Origin of the sequence: Paenibacillus massiliensis 2301065 = DSM 16942 (assembly GCF_000377505.1) — a bacterium.
GTDB classification, from domain to species: domain Bacteria; phylum Bacillota; class Bacilli; order Paenibacillales; family Paenibacillaceae; genus Paenibacillus; species Paenibacillus massiliensis.
This window is the reverse complement of the sequence record NZ_KB898185.1, coordinates 137053-155937: the sequence shown is the minus strand read 5'-3', so window position 1 is coordinate 155937 and position 18885 is coordinate 137053. Positions and strand designations below refer to the sequence as shown.

Genomic DNA, 18885 nt, shown 5'->3' with positions numbered 1-18885 from the left:
AGCCCGAGAGGAGATATGAATCGATGACTCAAAAGCAATTACTCCACCCCCAGAATGCTCCTCACAGCGATGTGGAGGACATTAAGCGCAGAAGCTTCTATCTGCGGGGAAGTCTGGAAGAGACTTTGAAGGACCCGCTGACGGGTTCCATCCCTGAGGATGACAATCGTCTGATGAAGCACCATGGCAGCTATATGCAGGATGATCGGGATCTGCGTAATGAACGGCAGAAGCAAAAGCTGGAGCCGGCCTATCAGTTCATGCTGCGTGTTCGCGCAGCTGGTGGTGTCATTACGCCAGAGCAGTGGCTGATGATGGACCGCGTAGCTCATAAGTATGCAAATGGTACAATCCGTCTGACAACGCGGCAGTCATTTCAACTGCATGGTGTAATCAAGTGGAACCTGAAGAACACGATTCGTGAGGTCAACGACGCGATGCTGAGTACACTGGCCGCCTGCGGAGACGTGAATCGGAATGTTATGTGTAGTCCGAATCCTTACCAATCGGAGGTCCATAGTCAGGTGTATGAGTGGGCTTCAAAAGTGAGCCAGCATTTGGACCCGCGCACGAGAGCATATCATGAGATTTGGCTGGATGGAGAGAAGGTCATCGACAGCAAAGATGATACCGAGCAGGAGCCGATTTATGGTCCGGTATATTTACCGCGTAAGTTCAAGATCGGGATTGCGGTGCCACCAACCAATGATGTAGATGTATTCTCTCAAGATCTGGGGTTCATCGCCATTGTAGATAACGGCAAGCTCATCGGCTTCAATGTAGCTGTTGGTGGCGGCATGGGGATGACTCATGGCGATCCGAAGACCTACCCACAGGTGTCCCGAGTGATCGGCTTCTGCACACCGGAGCAACTGATTGATGTAGCGGAAAAGACGGTTACCATCCAGCGGGATTACGGTGATCGGGCTGTGCGTAAGCATGCACGGTTCAAATATACGATTGATGATCGGGGATTAGAGTGGTTCGTGGAAGAGCTGACATCCAGACTGGGTTGGTCGCTGGAGCCAGCGCGCGCCTATCATTTCGATCATAATGGTGATCGTTATGGTTGGGTGAAGGGCGGTGACGGAAAATGGCACTTCACGTTGTTCATTCAGAATGGACGAATCAAGGATTTGGAGGATTACCCACTAATGACGGGGCTGCGCGAGATTGCCACCGTTCACAAAGGGGATTTCCGACTCACTCCTAATCAGGGGCTGATCATTGGCGGTGTCAGTGCCCGCAGCAAGAAGAGAATTGAGCAGCTATTGGAGCAGTATAAGCTGACTGACGGCAAGCATTATTCCGCGTTGCGCCGGAATTCTATGGCATGTGTAGCCCTTCCGACCTGCGGTCTGGCGATGGCGGAGTCCGAGAGGTACATCCCAAGCTTCCTCGACAAAATCGAACCCATGCTGGTCGAGAACGGGTTGGAGCAGGAGGATATCGTAATCCGTATGACGGGTTGCCCGAACGGCTGTGCTCGTCCCATGCTCGCTGAGATCGGGCTGATCGGCAAGGCTCCAGGCAAGTACAACCTCTATCTGGGTGGCGGATTTGCCGGCCAGCGCTTGAACAAGCTATACAAGGAGAACATAGGGGAAGAGGAGATCCTAGCCTCGCTACAGCCGATTTTCAAACAATATGGCCAAGAACGTGAACCTGGTGAGCATTTGGGCGACTTCGTTATTCGCGCCGGCATTGTACAGGAGGTACGTGACGGACAGGAGTTCCACGCTTGAGATCTGCTTGAGTTGATACTTTTCACTCGTCTTGTCATGGGAGCACAATCTATATAATTTACATTTATAATTTATTGTATAAGTATTTACAATATTAGATGTTATACTATGATTGTGAGAATAGTACCTTGATGGACAGCAACGTAACCTCACCTTGATTGGGTCAAGGTACTAATCAGCAATGCAACTTCAAAGGATGAGGTGATGACCATGGCATTGAAGACGAGTAATATTTTTGTGAATGTACCAGTCAAGAATCTCGAGGCGTCCAAGTTGTTTTTCGAAAAGGTTGGCTTTGAATTTAATCCGCAATTTACGGATGAGAAGGCAGCCTGCATGGTCCTTGGTGACAATATATTTGTCATGCTGCTGGTGGAGAGCTACTTCCGTTCCTTCATTAACAAAGAGATTGCTGATGCAAGCAGTACTACTGAGGTGATTCTAGCGATCTCAGCAGACAGTCGGGAGCATGTGGATGAGATTGTCAACCGTGCTTTTGCAGCTGGCGCCAAGGAATATAATGATCCTACGGACCATGGATTTATGTATGCATGGAGCTTTGAGGACCTGGACGGTCATCTGTGGGAAATCACTTATATGGACCCTAGCAGCTACCAGTAATTCAAGAATACTCTGTAATATAAAGGCTGTTTTTTAATAATGCTATATATGTTGAGACAGGACCGCCAGGAGTAGAGGCGGTCCTGTTGCTCTATTTACAGCTTTTCTTTGCTTGCCCGCCGAGTAAATTGTATATACGAGCAAGGCTTTTCATGTGAAAAAGAAAGTAATGCAACATGCCTTTTAACCATTAGCCAGTCTTAAAGCGCTGTAATAAAATGTGGTTGTTATAAAACTAAATATAGAATTATATGGAATTTAAGGGTAAAATGAATCTAACGGAGTAAAGGGGGGAGTCTTTCAAATCCCTTTGTTATTTGCCTTTTTAGAAGGCCAGAACTCTCGTTTGAAGCAGCTCTGTACTCACCTCTAATCTGGTCGAGGTACAAAGTTGCACCAGGAGCAGGCTTACATCTCCTGATGCTAATCGCTCCTAGGAAGGACTTGTATAATCTCTACTAGCTCGGTAGGACGTCGGGGTCTGGTAATAATGCTTCTTGTAGGTGGTACTGAAATGTTCAAGCGAGGCGAAGCCTGTGCGCTCGGCAATGTAATGAATCGGCAGCTTGGTGTGACTTAGCAGATAAGCTGCCATTCGCATGCGAAGCTGCATTTTTTTCTCCGCAAACGACACACCATATAGAAGCTTCACCGTGCGTTCTGTTTGCCGTACGCTTAATGTAAGTCGTTCAGCCAGTTCACCAATCGTCAAGGATGAGTACTGGTATAACAGGCTTTCCTCAATAATTTGCATGCGCTGCTCGTCAAGAGTCTTCTCTGAGGCGTGTGCGGGTGTAGGAAGACTGTCAGCATAGTTGTCCATTAGAGATATCATGATCTGCTGAATAATCTGCGTTATTATGGCTTCATTTGAAGGGGAATAGCTGGAGAAATCCGCTTCAAGCTGCTCGAACAAGGTGAGCATATCCTTCTCATCCTTGCCATGCCAGAAGGAAGCCGTCAGCAGACGATCTGCAGTAGAGGTATATTCATCCAGCATCTGCTTGGACAAAAAGAGATTCGCCCCAGGATCAACAACCTCGAAGAATAGGGAATACCCTGTAAGCTTCTCTTCTGCCGTGGTCATCTCTTCATATACAAGCCCAGGACCACTCATGTAGAGACTTTTGGCACCAATCTGACATGTTCTCCCGGCGAGCAGCAGCGTGCCTCTACCGCCACGAATATAGTGAAGTGCGTACATATGAGGGCCTGAACAAGGGGTGTCCTTAGTATCTATGCTCGTATCCTTGAATTGAATACAACGAATATTAAATTGAAGACTGCCTACTTGTGCAATGATGTTCATGTTGTGCCATGAAGCGTGTGACAGACTGCTCATACTTGTGCTCCTTTACCCCTGCTGGGTGTCTTCTCGAATAATATGTCCCTGTGGGGGTAGAAAATATTTAAATCCCGCCATATGACGAGCCTGATAAGCAATCGGTCTTTGTCGTCCAACCATGATGATATTGGTATGCTCCCGGACATGCTCTGGTTGCAAAATAAAGGTTAATGTATACAAGTAGTGTAGCTGAAGTGTACTATGCACGGCATGAATCCAGCGATCTGTGGGGCTACCTATCAAATTCAGCAGGATAGTACCATCTGGGCTCAGCCTGTCAGCTGCGAGCTCAAAGAATTCGCTGCATACCAGATGGGGTGGCGTAATGGAGTCGGAGAAGGCATCTACAACAATGTAATCGAGACTGTCCGACTGCTCTTCAGCAAGTAGAGCGCGGCCATCGCCCAGCCTGACATCCTGAATCTGGCAATTAAAGTAGGTCTCACTGATGTCGCGTATGCGTTCATCCAGCTCCGCAGTAATGACCCTTCGATCCGAGAAGTAACCGGCGATGGTGCCGATGCCATGTCCGATTACGAAGGCTCTATCAAACTGCATTAGGTTATGCTCCATCAAATGAATCATCGCCCGTGGATATTCCAGTACAACCCGCTCTGGCTGCTCAAGGTCTTGGGCGCCCTGAATGGCCCCATCCCCGAATTGGAGGACACGGAATCGACCGCGTTCACCATATAATTCCTCCAACTCAGTTACACGCAGCTCTGGTAAGCGTCTATCATGATAGTAAATGGTCTGCATATGAGAAATCTCCTTGAAAACGATAATGCGATTTGTTATATATACCCACAGTATACCATTGCACCCCACTACTCAGAAAGCGTATCCTTTTATACGCTTGTTGAAGATTGGAGGAAGAGGTATAATAAAGAAGATAGGCTCATATCCGGTTCTGGTATGAGTCGAACTGAATACGAATAGAGAGCGGGAATCTTCATGGGTCGTAAGTGGAATAATATTAAAGAAAAGAAGGCATCCAAGGATGCAAATACTAGCCGCGTGTACGCCAAGTTCGGTGTAGAGATTTATGTGGCTGCCAAAAAAGGCGAGCCTGATCCGGAATCCAACCGTGCTCTGAAGGTCGTTCTGGAACGTGCCAAGACATATAATGTACCGAAAGCTATCATTGACCGTGCAATGGAGAAAGCTAAAGGTAGCGGTGACGAGACTTATGAAGAGCTTCGTTATGAAGGCTTTGGACCAAGCGGCTCTATGATTATTGTCGACGCATTGACCAATAATGTGAATAGAACGGCACCGGATGTTCGTTCGGCTTTTAACAAAAATGGTGGAAACATGGGTGTAAGCGGCTCCGTATCCTACATGTTTGAGCCGACTGCTGTTATCGGCGTAGAAGGCAAGAATGCTGATGAAGTTATGGATATCCTGCTAGAGGCGGATGTGGATGTGCGTGATATCCTTGAAGAGGATGAAGCCATCATTGTGTATGCCGAGCCGGATCAATTCCATGCGGTTCAGGAAGCTTTCAAGGCGGCAGGCGTAACGGAGTTCACCGTGGCGGAGCTTACCATGCTGGCGCAGAATTTCGTAACTCTGTCCGGTGATGCACAGGTTCAATTCGAGAAGCTGATTGACGCTCTGGAGGATCTGGAGGATGTACAGCAGGTCTACCATAATGTAGAGCTTGAGGATGAGTAAGTTGTTAAGTCTGAGTTAATCAGAATGGTGTAATTTGAAACTCACTTTTTGTATGGAACATCTATACAAGGAGTGGGTTTTTTATGTTGTTAGAGGGAATTTATGAATAATTTCTATTTGATCTGTAGATCAAGATAAGCTTGACATATTCAAGGGGAAGAAGTAGATGGGGTCAATCAGGCTTACAATGAAGAGAAAATAATGACTAAATACTCCCTAGAATGCTTTTGGCTAAGAATAGAAGAATAGTAAATACATATAACAGTGTTAATGAGACAAGTTAGACTAAATACCTAAATAATAGGTGTTTAATCTTTACTTTTTTAGGCTGCTTTTTTAGGCTACTTAGCTTTGGGAATCTATCCTGAAATAATTTTTTATAACTATTGTGTTAATGATTACATAATTGTAAAATGCTTAAATATAAACTATAGTAGTAAATATTGGGTTTAAATATGTATATATTTAGATTAAATGCCTAGTTTTGGAGAGGTGCTTACAATATATTCAGGAGGGTAATAACTTGTTTAAAAAAGCAACCATTAAGTCATTTTTACGTATTACTTCTGCAACCCTTGCATTTATAATTTTATTTGCCACATCCGTTCAATCTTACTCATTGGCGGCAGAGATTGATCACCAGACTATTACTCAAGAAATTTCAGAGGATGTTACCTCTAATAATAGTGATGAACCAGTAATAGTTGAGCCCCAAGAAGAAAAACCTGAAGATTTATTACCTGAAGAGATCATTCAAGAGCAGGACACTGAAGTGACACCTGCTGATGAGAATTTTCATGAAGTAAATCTGGAAGACATAGAGGTTCAGAGTGAAGAAGAACTCGTTACTACTCAGGTAGTATTTGCTGCTCCTTGGGTTGGAATGGGCATTGGTCAGTTACTTGGTTGGCTTGCTGGTGGTACTGCTGCAGCTGTTGTAGTTTATAAATTTGCAGAGGATGCTGTAGAAGTAAGGCAATTTGCAAGAGAACTTTCCAGAAGTAGAGAAAGAGAGAAACCTAAATATTTCCTAGCGTATAAGGATAGTATGAACCTCTATGTTGGCAAGCCACTAACAGAAAGCGAAGCTGTCAATTCTTTAAATATGTCATCGAGGTTGGAAATCTGGACAGCAAACTACTCTGATGCTCAGTATATTGCAAAAAAAATCGGAAAGTCCTCTGGCCGCGAAAACCATTTTGATACAGGATGGAATGACACCCGTTATTTTGATCATGTTCATGGTGAACGAGGAGGCTATCGAACTGGACATATATTTTTCGGCACAAATGGTAGATGGGGATTAAACAGACCTGGTATAAGATAATTTTGCTTGTATAGAATTGATTAGTGTTCATTTCCTCTCCAAAACTAGAAATGATCATCATAACTGAAGAAAGAGGGATCGAATTGGAGATTGATATTCAAAAATTGTATGAAAAGTATCTAACTTTGGATATTCCGAACCCATTCACATTAGAACAGATACACGAACGACTAACGCAAAAGTATTATGGAGAGAAGGTCGATCTGGAGAGGTTCTCTAATTTGCGCAGAGATCCTGAGGCTGGCTTTGATAAGGCATTAGCTGCATACGTATTTGAAGACGAGAGAGGAATTAGGGAGCTGGTTAAGCTAAATAGAGACGAAGATATTCATGAACCGCTCGAATTTGCCTGGGTTATCAACTCAACGTTAATTGGAATTTCTGAATTATTATCTCTGGAGATTTATGTATTCCACGGCATGGACAAAGAAGAAATGGTGCTAGGTAATTTGCGTTTTGAAGAATTCTTGATTGTCCTTTATTTAACAGGCTATATCCAATTCGAGAATGATTCATTAATTGATCAGGTAATTGCTCGGTATAAAGAGGGTTACTGTTTTCGTTTCTTTGGCATGCAGGATGGTTATGAGAACTATTTATACAAAGATTGGCTAAAAGGATTTTATTAATTCTTAAAAGTACAACCCACTATAGGACACAACGCCTTCAGAATATGAAGGTTTTTTTTGCGAATTACATAAGAAGCTGTTTTTGGCTGAATACAATGTCTACTGGGACAAGTATTCAGCGAGAAGCAGCTTTTTTGTTATTCATAGCTTTCCGTAATTGGATATGCAGGCATATTTATGGAATTCGTGCTCATACTAGGGGGGAGCAAATTTGATTCTGACCGGAGAGTAAGGAGGGGACTTCCATGAGGACCAACGATCAGCCTAAAGGAGATTCGATCGAGCAGGTTACACAACATGACATCGGTTTATTTGAAGGCTTGGATGATAATTTGTCTTATATTCAAGGCGCGCTCGGGAATAGTCCTGATCTGATTACTCGTGTCCTTGATCTGGATGAGGGGACACGGATCGCCCTGTTGCATATTGACGGCCTGGTCGATAATCAGATACTGCATCAATCCGTGCTGACCTCTTTGATGAATCCGGGGAAAATGGAAGAAACGAAGGGAACTACACCTACCTACAAGCTTGCCTATCTCAAAAGGCAAGTGATTATCGCAGCTGATGTAGAGTATGTAAGGGAATATAACAAGCTTCTGGATAACTTGCTCTCGGGGGATATTATTATCCTGCTGGATGGTGTGAATGATAGTCTGCGAATAGGCGCTCCAGGCTGGAAGGATCGAAATGTGAGCGAGCCAAGCTCGCAGGCTGTTGTACGAGGACCCATGGAAGGATTCACGGAGAATTTGCGTACCAATACCGCCCTCCTTCGAAGACGGATTAAGGACAGCAAGCTGTGGATGGAAAATTATAAAATCGGTAAGGTTAGCCACACCAATGTGACTATTGCCTATATGCATGATATTGCAAATGAGTCGGTTGTTAAGGAGGTACGGGATCGGTTAAGTGAAATTGATACGGACAGTATCCTCGAAAGCGGATATATTGAGGAGTTCATTCAGGATACAGCCATGACGCCTTTTCCAACGATGTATAACAGTGATCGTCCTGATACCATTGCTGCCGGCGTATTGGAGGGCAGAATTGCGATTATGGTGGATGGTACCCCCTTTGTGCTGCTGGTGCCATCTTTTATGATCAGCTTTTTTCAGTCTGCTGAGGATTACTATCAACGATGGGGAATATCCACACTGCTGCGACAAATTCGCTTTATGGCATTTCTGATCACATTGCTAGCCCCCTCATTGTATGTGGCCATTACCACCTACCATCAGGAGATGATCCCCACAAATCTGGTCATCAGTCTAGCTGCTCAACGCGAGCGTGTGCCGTTCCCAGCCATGATCGAGGCAATCCTGATGGAGGTCACCTATGAAATTTTGCGGGAGGCGGGTGTTCGTATCCCGAAGAATGTAGGACAGGCCATTTCAATTGTCGGCACGCTGGTCATTGGTCAGGCTGCTGTGGAAGCCGGATTCGTCTCTTCTGCCATGGTAATTATTGTATCGATTACGGCCATCTCTAGCTTCGTTATTCCGGAGACGGGTATGTCGATCGCGGTCCGAATGCTGCGATTCGTCTTCATGGGTCTGGCAGGCTTCATGGGGCTGTACGGCATTATGTTCGGCGTGTTCATTACTGTGCTTCACCTGGCTTCCCTGAGCTCCTTCGGCATGCCTTATACTAGCCCGCTTGGACCGTATGTACAGGAGGATATGAAGGATTCCATATTCCGCTTCAGCTGGCCTAAGCTTACGACACGCCCCAAGCAGAACAAACCGCAGAATCTTGTCCGCCAATCCGACAAGAACCGAAGAGGTGCCAAATGAAACAGAAATTATGGCATCGAACTATCAGCTCCTGGCGTTGGCAAGCTATGCTGTTTTTATCCTTAACCTTATCCCTATTTCTGACGGGTTGTTGGGAGCGCCAGGAGCTAAATGAGCTGGCGTTTATCGTAGGGGTTGGTATTGATAAGCTAGGTGATAAGTACAATGTATCCATGCAGGCGGTAATTCCCTCCGAGGTGGCGGGGAAATCTTCGGGGTACAGCACACCTGTAACGATATATCAGAATACGGTAGATAACGTCTATGATGCCTTAAGGGAATTTACCTTGATGAGCCCCAGACAGTCGTATTTGGGTCATATCCGGGTACTGATCATCGGAGAGGAGCTGGCGCGAGAGGGTATTTCCCCGGTGTTGGACGTATTCAAGCGAAGTCGGGAGCCTCGTATGGATTTTTATGTCATGGTGGCCCGGGATAGTCAGGCTGCAGAGATTCTTAGTGTGTTGACCCCGCTGGAAAAGCTCCCTGCGAACAAGCTCTTTAATTCTCTGGACCGCTCCTCCAAGGCAACCGCAACAACAACCACAGCTACATTGGATCAGATTATTGAAGATTTGTTTGCCCGGGGGCTGAGTCCAGTTCTGACGGGGGTCATTATAGATGGCGGCGTTGGTGAGGGGATGGAGCATTCAAATGTGGAGAGCGTTGAGCCCAAGACGAAGCTACGTTATCGCGGGATTGCTATCTTTCAGAAGGATAAAATGGTGGGCTGGCTTGATGAAAAGGAAGCCATAGGCTACAACTACATGACTGATAAAGTCGTGACAAATACAGGATTCGTCATGGGAACAGATGACCGTCCTATCATTATGGAGGCTCTGAGGACATCGACTGATCGTGAGGTGAAATTCATTGATGGTCGACCCCATATTTACATTAAAGTCAAGACCATTTCCAATGTGCAGGATGTGCCCAGCGAGATGGACATCGGTACAACCGAGGCAATGAACTATCTTACCAAGGAAGCAGAGGAGAAGACGGTGAAGCTGATGCAGACGGCTTACAATCGTATTTTGTCCAAATACAATATAGACGCCATGGGCTTCGGACATCTGATCTATCAGCACAATCCTCAGGCCTGGTTCAAATTTAGGGGGAAGTACGGGGACGACTACCTTGCGGAAATTCCGGTACATTTCTCGGCCAAAATCAGAATTACTCGTATAGGTACCCTGGACAAGTCCTTCCGCAGTGAGGTGAAGGAGTAGGAAAGGAGCGCATGTATGCTGCTTGTTGGTCTTGTGTTGTTCGTAGCAGCCTTGTGTATCTGGATTGATTGGAAAAAGCTGCGGCAGGAATCAGGGGTGTGGGACATCATTGTATATACAGTCGTCATGCTCTTTGGCATAGTACTGAGCAGCTGCGTTGTGATGGGCATCTCCCTTCCAAGCCCGCTCTATATCATCAAGTGGTTATATACTCCCCTCAATGCCTGGGTGAATATGCTGTTCAAGGCAGTGGGCCTATAGGCTGCATGAAATCTGTAAAGGGAGGAATCAGGTATGCCATGTCCACGCAAGTGGATCATCATGATGACATGTATACTGCTGGCCTCCCTTGCGCTGAGTGGATGCTGGGAGAGACGAGAACTGAATGAACTAGCCTTTGTCATGGGGATGGGGATTGATAAGGCAGGGGATCAATACAAGGTCTCCATGCAGGTAGTTGTTCCTTCGGAGATGACGAATCAGCCCGGGAATTACACAATGCCTATTACCGAATATATCAGCACCGTGGAATCCATCTACCATTCCATTACAACGTTTACGCTAAGATCACCAAGGTTATGTTATATGGGTCATATTCGCATACTGGTGATCGGCGAGGATGTAGCAAGGGAAGGCATTACGCCGATTCTGGATGTCATGAAGCGCAGCAGCGGCATCCGTCCGGATTTCTATATCGTGGTTGCAAGGGATGCCAGTGCGGCCGAGGTGCTGAATGTGCTGACCAAGCAGGATAAAATTCCGGCGAACAAGCTGTTTCATTCTCTCGATGAGGCATCGGAGAAGACGGGGAAAACGACGAAGGTCACCCTTGACGAGCTTATTGAAGCGTTGGTGTCGAACGGTAAGGATGCCGTACTAACCGGAGTAAGACTGAAGGGAAATGCCAAGACCGGGGGAGAGAAGAGCAACGTTCAGAGTGTAATGCCCAAGACACGGTTGGATTTACAGGATGTCGCGGTATTTCGCAAGGATCAGCTGACCGAATGGCTGGATGAGAATGAGACGGTCGGTTATAGCTTTATCATGAATCAGATTAAGAGGACAACCAGAAGCATCAGGGGAACCGACGGTAAACGGATTACGGTCGGGCCAGTGTTCTCCAACACTGAACGCAATGTGAAGATCATCCATGGCGTTCCTCATATCTTCCTGCATCTCAAGGGTACCTTCAATATCCAGAGCTCGGAAAGTGCTATGGACCTGGGCACGGACGAAGCAATGCGCTATGTGACTCGCAAGACCGAAGAAGAAGTACAGGCGCTTATGCAGCAAACGGTTGATCGCATGTCGGAGGGGCAGCAGCTGGATATTTTCGGTTTTGGGGAATCTATATACAAATCCAGTCCCTCAGCCTGGTATCAGATGATCGCGAACTACGGACACCGCTATCTGGTCCACATTCCTGTTCACTACAAGGTCGATATATTGTTTAACCGGATCGGAACACTGGATACCCCGTTTTACAAGGAAATCAAATCGTAGACGACATGCTTGCACAGAGACGACAGGCAGCAGTACAAATCTTAACACTAAGGGTGGATCATATGGGCAGTAAAGCTGAACTCAGCAACCGACAATTAACCATTTTAGCCATTTTGGTGCTCATTGGTGATATGGGACTTGTCTACCCCTCTGTAATGACGGCTTATGCGAACCAGGATGGCTGGATTGCTGGTCTGATCAGTATTCCAATTGGTCTTGGTGCTCTGTGGCTGATGCTGCGCTTCTATCGTCTGTACCCGGAGCTCACGCTTGTGGAGAGTGCCATGAAAATTACAGGAAAATGGTTCGGAGGTGTCATATCCGTCTTTTACCTGTTTTTCTTTTTAATGCTAGGCTCGGTTTACGTTCGGGAAATTGAAGATTTCATGTGTACTCAAATTTACGAGCGCACCCCAGGGAATGTGATTCGCTTCATGGCGGTAATCATTATCGTGTATGGACTCAAGCTGGGCTTGAAAACGATCGGACGCGCCGCTGAACTCATGTTTCCGCTGTTTGCCCTGTTTTTGTCTACGTTGCTAATCCTCTTGCTGCCCGATGCTCATATAGATAAGCTGTATCCTGTACTTTCAACCACCTCAATTAAAAACCTGCTGCACGCTTCTTTTTTTGGCGTATTCTACCCGTTCGGTGAGATGATGGTCTTTCTTATGGTCTTGCCCAAGGTGAAGAAGCAGCCTCATATGACTCGGGATATGCTGACTGCGACCCTGACCGCTGCGATTGCCCTCAATTTCATCCTGTTCCTGTCGCTAACGGTGCTGGGGCTATATTTCTCCAAGCATCACTTTTATGCGGCCTATATTTTGGCTCAGAAGATTAATATCGCGAATATTTTTCAAAGGATCGAAGCTTTAATGGCTGTTACCTGGGTCATCTCAACATATTTCAAGACAGCCCTCTATCATTATGCTCTGTCTGTAGGGATCTCTCAACTGTGCAAGCTCAAAAATTATGATTTGCTCATACTTCCTTTAGGCTTCGTCATATTCGCCATGTCTGAAATTCTGTCACCAACGATCATTTTCTATGTCAAGACGATGCCGCCTTATTGGGTGGATTGGAACTTCACCTCGGCATTTCTGATTCCCTTACTGCTGCTCGTTATACATGCGATCAGGTCGAAGTTTGGCAAGGGAGCCAAGCCCGCCTCGGCCCAGAGCTGATAGAGGCATTTACAGTTCAGGACATATGTCCTTTTCTCCGCTCAGGATGTATCATTTAATTAGAACAGACTGAGGTAAGGAGAGAAGAGTACAGATGGGAATAATTTATGCAATACTTGCTGGAGCCTTCATTACCTTGCAGGGTGTGGCGAATGCACGTATTAGTCAGGATATGGGAACATGGCAGGCAGCTGCTCTAACCCAGTTCACGGGCTTTGTTGCGGCCTTGATGATTCTGGCATTCGTACGCGGGCGTAACTGGCAAGGGGTGTGGCAAGGCATGAGGAGTGTCAAGCCGCTCTATCTGATCGGAGGAGCCTTTGCCGCGATTATTATCTTCAGTGAGGTGACGGCGATCCAGCGCATCGGGGTTACATTCACGATCTCGGCGTTGTTGATTGCCCAGCTATGCATGGCCTTTCTGATCGATAGCAATGGCTGGTTCGATGTGCTGAAGCGCCGCATGGGAGCAGCGCATTTTATTGGCATTGGTATGATGATTGCAGGTGTTATGATACTGAAGATGTAGCGAAAAGTTACGGGCTGAATAAAAGCTGGCGGAGGCAGACGTAGATGAAGGAAGTACAGACATAATGAGGGAAGTACAAAATATGGAGCAACTGAATGAATATCTGCGGAAGTATCAACTGGAGAAGGTGTTCCACGAACCGCTGCGTCCCTACTTGACCCTGTATCGACTTGCTCCTGGAGATGTCGCTTGCTATCAGGGCCAGAGGGCTGAACAGATGTATGTTCTCGTTCAGGGCAAGGTGAAGATCTACACTAATTCGACTGAGGGACAGTCCTTAATTGTCTCGTTCAAGACACCGCCAGAGGTCATCGGCGACATTGAGTATGTACGGCAGATCGAGATCATTAATACGGTTGAGGCGGTATCGAGTGTGGATCTGATCGGCATCCCCTATACATGGCTGCGTAAGGTAGGAGATGACCACCCCCCACTGCTACATTTTCTCCTGGACATTATTACGAGGAAGTTCTATGTCAAATCAGATTTTCTAAGCTTCAACCTGATGCATCCTGTCGAGGTCAGACTGGCCAGCTATCTGTTATCAGTGAGCACGGAGGAATCGGACATGGCAGGGGTAGCCCATCTCGACTCCATTAGTCTGACCGATACAGCGAACCTGATCGGAACGAGCTACCGTCATTTGAACAGGGTCATTATGAAATTCTGCAGTAAGGGGCTTGTGGAGCGGGGAAGAGGGAGTATACGGATTCGTGACCTGGATGGCCTTAGAGCCATCGTGAACGGGTCCATGCCGTAGACGAAGTATGGGCCGCGATAGTAATGGGCAGGCGGCGGTACTGATTGATAGTGGTAGTGAATGACAGGAGGAATTTATGATTACAGGCATCATACTGGCGTGTATCGCTGGAATCTTGGTAAGCATGCAGACGGTATTCAACAGCAAGGTTAATGAGCACAACAGCTCATGGGCCACAACGACGCTTGTGCTCGGTATGGGCTTTGCCGCATCTTTGCTAATAGGGTTGGCCGTTCAGGGGACGAAGATGTTCCAGATCGGGGACATGAAGCTATGGTATATTTTCAGTGGGCTTATTGGAGTGGGAGTCGTCATCTGCCTGGTACAAGGAATGAAGAGACTGGACCCCACCTTCGCCATCTCCATTGTCGTTACCTCACAGCTGGGTACGGCACTATTATGGGACTCTCTAGGCTGGATGGGTCTGGAGAAGATTCCGTTTAGCTGGAGCAAGTTGCTAGGGGTTATCGTAATTATTGGCGGCATATTGGTGTTCAAGCTGGGAGATCTGCAGCATGCTGCACGAGTACGGCAACAGCTACGAATGGTTCGTGAGCAGAAAGGAGTGAAGGTGCAGTGAGCGCATTTATAGATAAAATTGCATGGATTCATATCGAGGGGCGGCGAGTGCTAGGAGCCCGTTCACAAGGGAAGGAAATCTTTTATTTGCCTGGCGGCAAGCGTGATCCAGGAGAGACAGATGCAGAGGCTCTGATCAGGGAAATTCAGGAGGAACTGTCCGTACACATTGTACCTGCGACAGTTGCTTTAGTTGGCACCTTCGAAGCAGAGGCCCATGGCAAATCTGGAGGAACGCCTGTCCGAATGACCTGCTACACGGCAGAATACACTGGTGAGCTACAGCCTGACTCGGAGATTGCCGAGCTGTCCTGGCTTCAATATGCGGATCGTGATCGGGTCTCTCCAGCTTCACAGTTGATTCTGGAGCAGCTCCATGCCTCAGGACAGATAGACTGAACAATAAATACGGTGAAGGATGCTGTCTACTCCAATAGCTGCATCCTTCATGCTTTTATGGGAATCTAGCTAGATCGAACCTGCATTGTAGAAGGAAGGGGGAAGCGGCGGAGAGGAAGTTTGGAAGTGAGGGGCTGTTCCCATTTATCACACGGTGCTTGGCGCTCCTGTTAGCGTGTCAATATCGGTAGAGCCAAAGATCAACAACGTAATAACAATGACCAGAATAATTCCACTTGCAAAGCCTTCTCCGTCAAATTCACTCATGGACGGCACTCCTTCCTGTACAGTATCTTACGATTTTGGGGGAGCAGTCATTTGCTTGACGGCTTCCATCAGATCATTGATTGTCACATCACTATTCTGGGTTATAAAATTAACGAGCTTGTCGACATTTCCATTGTTGGAATCGGATAATGACTTATACTTGCCGACGAGGCTGACGAACACAGAGCCATCCTTATAAATTTGAACCGAGTCCGTACGGAGCTTACCAGTTAACAGCAGTGCCGCTACCGTGTATTCAAGGCCCTTTTTCTGTTGGATGAGGGTGGCCAAGGACTGTTTTTTGCCGCCGTTTTTTTTACGTTTTCCGAGAGGAGCCATAATGTCCCTTCCTCCCTTGTACTAATTGTTCAATGGAACGGTCCACGGATTCCTATACGATTCAGGATATGCTTGAGGCCATGCTGGTGTGCTGAAATCGAGCAACTCAACTATGCTATAATAGAGTCTGTATGCCAGATTGAGGAGCAGAAGCTGATGATGAAGACAATTGCCGATATAGCCAAGCTGGCCGGTGTGGCCAAAAGCACGGTATCTCGCTATCTGAACGGAGGCTCGGTCAGCGAGGCCACCAAATTGCAGATTGAGAGAGTGATTCAAGAGCATAATTATATTCCGAATACGTTCGCGCGTAGCCTCAAGGCGAAGAAAGCTCATATTATTGGAACGATCGTACCACGTCTGGATTCCTTTGCTACCTCACAGATGTTGATGGTGATCGATCAGGAGCTGAGAGATGCGGGCTTTCAGACGTTGATCTCGAACACAAGTCAGGATATGAAGCGGGAGATCGAAGCGATCTATGAATTTGCAAGGCAAAAGGTAGCGGGAGTCATTCTGATTGCTGTCCAGATTACAGAGGAACATGTGCGTGCGGCAGAGGAGACTGGACTGCCTATTTTGCTGGTCGGACAATCCCATCCTCATTTTGCTTGCGTTATCCACGATGACTACGGAGCTGGTCAGGTTATGGGGGAATACATCATTAGCATGGGCCATCGCAGGATCATATACCTGGGTGTCACTGAACAGGATGTAGCTGTGGGCAAGCGCCGCAAGGAGGGCTTCGCGAGCGCAATTCAATCTTATGATTGTGAAGTCAGCTATATGGAGACGACCTTCAGCATGACCGATGCGATGAATACCGCCTTCAAGCTTTTGGAGGAGCAAAGGCCATCCGTGATTGTATGTGCAACCGACAATATTGCGCTTGGCGTGATGAAGGCTGCATTTTTGCATAATATCGATATTCCTTCAGAGCTGTCCGTAACCGGCTTCGGCGGCTACGATGTAACCGAGATTATTCATCCAACGCTGACAACCGTCAAGTATGGGTACAAGGAAACAGGAAGACAGGCTGCGCAGAACATTATTAAATTAGTGCGAGAGGAATTGCTCGAGCCTGTAACGACCATGAATTTTGAATTAATGAAGCGGGAAAGCGTTGACAACAAAGCATAGGCTATTTTATAATGCAGGAAAGAAACCGGTTCCATATCAATTTGTGTTCACACAAAGTTGAATGGAACTATTATTTGATTGTTTGCGGAACCGGTTCCGCAATGGTGTGCTCCGAGTATCATTAAGTTTCATCTAGATGGTACCTGCTTGATGGTAGTGATTGTTGGAGCATGAGTTTGTCATATTGTAAAGCGTGAAATTGTCGTAATTGTAAAGCGAGCATGAATTTGAAGAAATTGTAGAGCACGTATGATCACGTTTTATGTAGGTTCAGTTTTTTGCGCATTTTTGGAACCGGTTCTAACAGAAAGTGTAGTCTAGGATAGAAATGGAGCGTGTCATGAAATTAAGCAATGAGCAAAAGTACCGCCTGCTGGAGCAGGCGGAGCCGAACGAGCTTAAGAGGCTGTATGAGATGGTAGAAAAAAGTCATTGGAGACAGTCCTATCATATCCAGCCTCCAATCGGTCTGTTGAACGATCCGAACGGGTTCACCTATTACCAAGGTGAGTACCATCTCTTCTATCAGTGGTTCCCCTTAGGTACGGATCATGGCATGAAGTACTGGTACCATACCAAGTCCAGAGATTTGGCTGAGTGGGAGGATGTGGGAATTGGCATTACACCCGGAGGGCGTTATGATTCACATGGTGCTTATTCCGGTAGTGGAATTGTCAAGGATGAGCTGTTGTATTTGATGTATACAGGCAATACACGTGATCAGGACTGGGTCAGACATCCCTTTCAGAACATGGCCATCATGGATACAAGTGGAGGGATTACGAAGCGAGAAATGCCAGTTATTGATTCTGTTCCACATGGTTATACTGATCATTTCCGCGATCCCAAGGTATGGGAGCAAGAGGGGCGTTACTGGTGTGTGATCGGAGCACAGCGAACGGATCATACGGGATGTACTGTACTGTACAGCTCGGAAGATTTAATGGAATGGTCCTTCGAGGGTGAGATTTCGACCAGACTAGATCCATTTGGATACATGTGGGAATGCCCGGACTATTTCGAACTGGATGGCCAAGGTGTCTTATTATTTTCTCCTCAAGGCATTGAACCGCAGGGGGCATATTATCGCAATATTTATCAGTCCGGCTATGTGGTGGGAGCTCCGCTCCAACTGGATACAAGAAGCTTCGCACACGGGGATTTCCAGGAGCTGGATCGGGGATTTGATTTCTACGCCCAGCAGACGACAGTCGCTCCAGACGGACGGCGCATCCTTGTAGGGTGGATGGGATTACCGGAGATCGACTACCCGACAGATGAGCATGGCTGGGCCCACTGTCTGACACTGCCACGAGAACTAACGCTGCGTGAGGGCAAGCTCATTCAACGACCTGCACGTGAGCTGGAGCGGCTGCGACAGGAGCACCACCATGCACAGGTAGAATTGCGCGACGAGTGCGTCTCATTCACGGGCTTCGAGGGAAGCTCCTATGAACTGCTATGCCAATTTGACACGATGGATGGAGATCGGTTCGGCATTGAATTCCGAATAGGTACGGATGAGAAGACCGTGTTGACCTATGATCGAAAACTGCGCCAGGTTGTGCTTGATCGTTCACGCTCCGGGAAGCCAGTAGCTGTAGAATACGGTGAACAGCGTAGCTGTTCACTTGAAGCGGACCAGATCCGATTCCATCTGTTCGTAGATACATCATCGGTTGAGATTTTCGTTAATGATGGGGAAGAGGTGTTCACGAGCCGTATCTTTCCAGAGACGGATAGCACCGGGATTCGTTTCTTTGCGGAAGGCGGCACAGCCTCATGCGAGGCGGATTGGTGGAAACTGTAGGAT

The 18885-nt window shown here is 46.9% G+C and carries 19 protein-coding genes; 16 read left to right on the top strand and 3 right to left on the bottom strand.

The genetic code is table 11. From position 1 onward, the window contains the following. Window positions 1-23: 23 nt before the first annotated feature. Window positions 24-1745, top strand: coding sequence for an assimilatory sulfite reductase (NADPH) hemoprotein subunit (cysI, locus tag D328_RS0100635; RefSeq protein ID WP_018883001.1), 1722 nt, complete (start codon window positions 24-26; stop codon window positions 1743-1745). A gap of 210 nt (window positions 1746-1955) precedes the next feature. Beyond that, window positions 1956-2366, top strand: a complete 411-nt coding sequence (locus D328_RS0100630; RefSeq protein ID WP_018883000.1) for a VOC family protein — start codon at window positions 1956-1958, stop codon at window positions 2364-2366. Between the two features lie 433 nt (window positions 2367-2799). Here the strand turns inward: D328_RS0100630 and D328_RS28125 are convergent, their stop codons facing one another. Continuing rightward, a complete protein-coding gene (locus D328_RS28125; RefSeq protein WP_018882999.1) occupies window positions 2800-3708 on the bottom strand; it encodes a helix-turn-helix transcriptional regulator in 909 nt (302 codons plus the stop codon). 12 nt (window positions 3709-3720) lie between these two features. After that, window positions 3721-4470 carry a spermidine synthase gene (locus D328_RS0100620; RefSeq protein ID WP_018882998.1) on the bottom strand — a complete coding sequence of 250 codons (750 nt, stop codon included), beginning with the start codon at window positions 4468-4470 and terminating at the stop codon, window positions 3721-3723. Between the two features lie 195 nt (window positions 4471-4665). Between D328_RS0100620 and D328_RS0100615 the strand changes: the two genes are divergently transcribed. From D328_RS0100615 to D328_RS0100560, 12 genes are all read left to right on the top strand, one after another. Further along, window positions 4666-5388, top strand: coding sequence for a YebC/PmpR family DNA-binding transcriptional regulator (locus tag D328_RS0100615; RefSeq protein WP_018882997.1), 723 nt, complete (start codon window positions 4666-4668; stop codon window positions 5386-5388). Window positions 5389-5911: 523 nt separating this feature from the next. Then, window positions 5912-6715 (top strand): hypothetical protein, encoded by an 804-nt coding sequence (locus D328_RS0100610; protein WP_018882996.1) that lies wholly within the window; start codon window positions 5912-5914, stop codon window positions 6713-6715. A gap of 83 nt (window positions 6716-6798) precedes the next feature. Beyond that, the gene (locus D328_RS0100605; protein ID WP_018882995.1) at window positions 6799-7344 is read left to right on the top strand and encodes a hypothetical protein; all 546 of its coding nucleotides are present in this window, start codon (window positions 6799-6801) and stop codon (window positions 7342-7344) included. A 245-nt stretch (window positions 7345-7589) separates the two neighbouring features. Next, window positions 7590-9140 (top strand): spore germination protein, encoded by a 1551-nt coding sequence (locus D328_RS0100600; RefSeq protein ID WP_018882994.1) that lies wholly within the window; start codon window positions 7590-7592, stop codon window positions 9138-9140. Next, complete coding sequence (locus D328_RS0100595; protein ID WP_018882993.1) at window positions 9137-10369, top strand: Ger(x)C family spore germination protein; 1233 nt, start codon at window positions 9137-9139, stop codon at window positions 10367-10369. Before D328_RS0100600 ends, D328_RS0100595 begins: the two co-directional genes overlap by 4 nt. Before the next feature lie 15 nt (window positions 10370-10384). Further along, window positions 10385-10630: a hypothetical protein gene (locus tag D328_RS0100590; protein ID WP_018882992.1), complete on the top strand. Its 246-nt coding sequence runs from the start codon at window positions 10385-10387 to the stop codon at window positions 10628-10630. Between the two features lie 33 nt (window positions 10631-10663). Further along, on the top strand, window positions 10664-11872 hold the full coding sequence (locus D328_RS0100585; protein ID WP_018882991.1) for a Ger(x)C family spore germination protein: 1209 nt from the start codon (window positions 10664-10666) through the stop codon (window positions 11870-11872). 62 nt (window positions 11873-11934) lie between these two features. Next, window positions 11935-13059 carry a GerAB/ArcD/ProY family transporter gene (locus D328_RS0100580; protein ID WP_018882990.1) on the top strand — a complete coding sequence of 375 codons (1125 nt, stop codon included), beginning with the start codon at window positions 11935-11937 and terminating at the stop codon, window positions 13057-13059. Window positions 13060-13153: 94 nt separating this feature from the next. Further along, entirely contained in the window at window positions 13154-13588 is a 435-nt protein-coding gene (locus D328_RS0100575; protein WP_018882989.1) for a DMT family transporter, read from the top strand. A gap of 64 nt (window positions 13589-13652) precedes the next feature. Next, window positions 13653-14348 (top strand): Crp/Fnr family transcriptional regulator, encoded by a 696-nt coding sequence (locus D328_RS0100570; RefSeq protein ID WP_018882988.1) that lies wholly within the window; start codon window positions 13653-13655, stop codon window positions 14346-14348. A 76-nt stretch (window positions 14349-14424) separates the two neighbouring features. Next, complete coding sequence (locus D328_RS0100565) at window positions 14425-14928, top strand: DMT family transporter (RefSeq protein WP_018882987.1); 504 nt, start codon at window positions 14425-14427, stop codon at window positions 14926-14928. Continuing rightward, entirely contained in the window at window positions 14925-15326 is a 402-nt protein-coding gene (locus D328_RS0100560; protein WP_018882986.1) for an NUDIX hydrolase, read from the top strand. The genes D328_RS0100565 and D328_RS0100560 overlap by 4 nt, the downstream gene beginning before the upstream one ends. 294 nt (window positions 15327-15620) lie before the next feature. Here the strand turns inward: D328_RS0100560 and D328_RS0100550 are convergent, their stop codons facing one another. Further along, window positions 15621-15932 (bottom strand): hypothetical protein, encoded by a 312-nt coding sequence (locus tag D328_RS0100550; RefSeq protein WP_018882984.1) that lies wholly within the window; start codon window positions 15930-15932, stop codon window positions 15621-15623. A gap of 156 nt (window positions 15933-16088) precedes the next feature. Here D328_RS0100550 and D328_RS0100545 point away from each other — a divergent pair, with 156 nt between their 5' ends. Both D328_RS0100545 and D328_RS0100540 read left to right on the top strand, forming a co-directional pair. Continuing rightward, the gene (locus tag D328_RS0100545) at window positions 16089-17072 is read left to right on the top strand and encodes a LacI family DNA-binding transcriptional regulator (RefSeq protein WP_018882983.1); all 984 of its coding nucleotides are present in this window, start codon (window positions 16089-16091) and stop codon (window positions 17070-17072) included. Window positions 17073-17412: 340 nt separating this feature from the next. Further along, entirely contained in the window at window positions 17413-18882 is a 1470-nt protein-coding gene (locus D328_RS0100540; protein ID WP_026280942.1) for a glycoside hydrolase family 32 protein, read from the top strand. The last annotated feature ends 3 nt before the right edge of the window (window positions 18883-18885 follow it).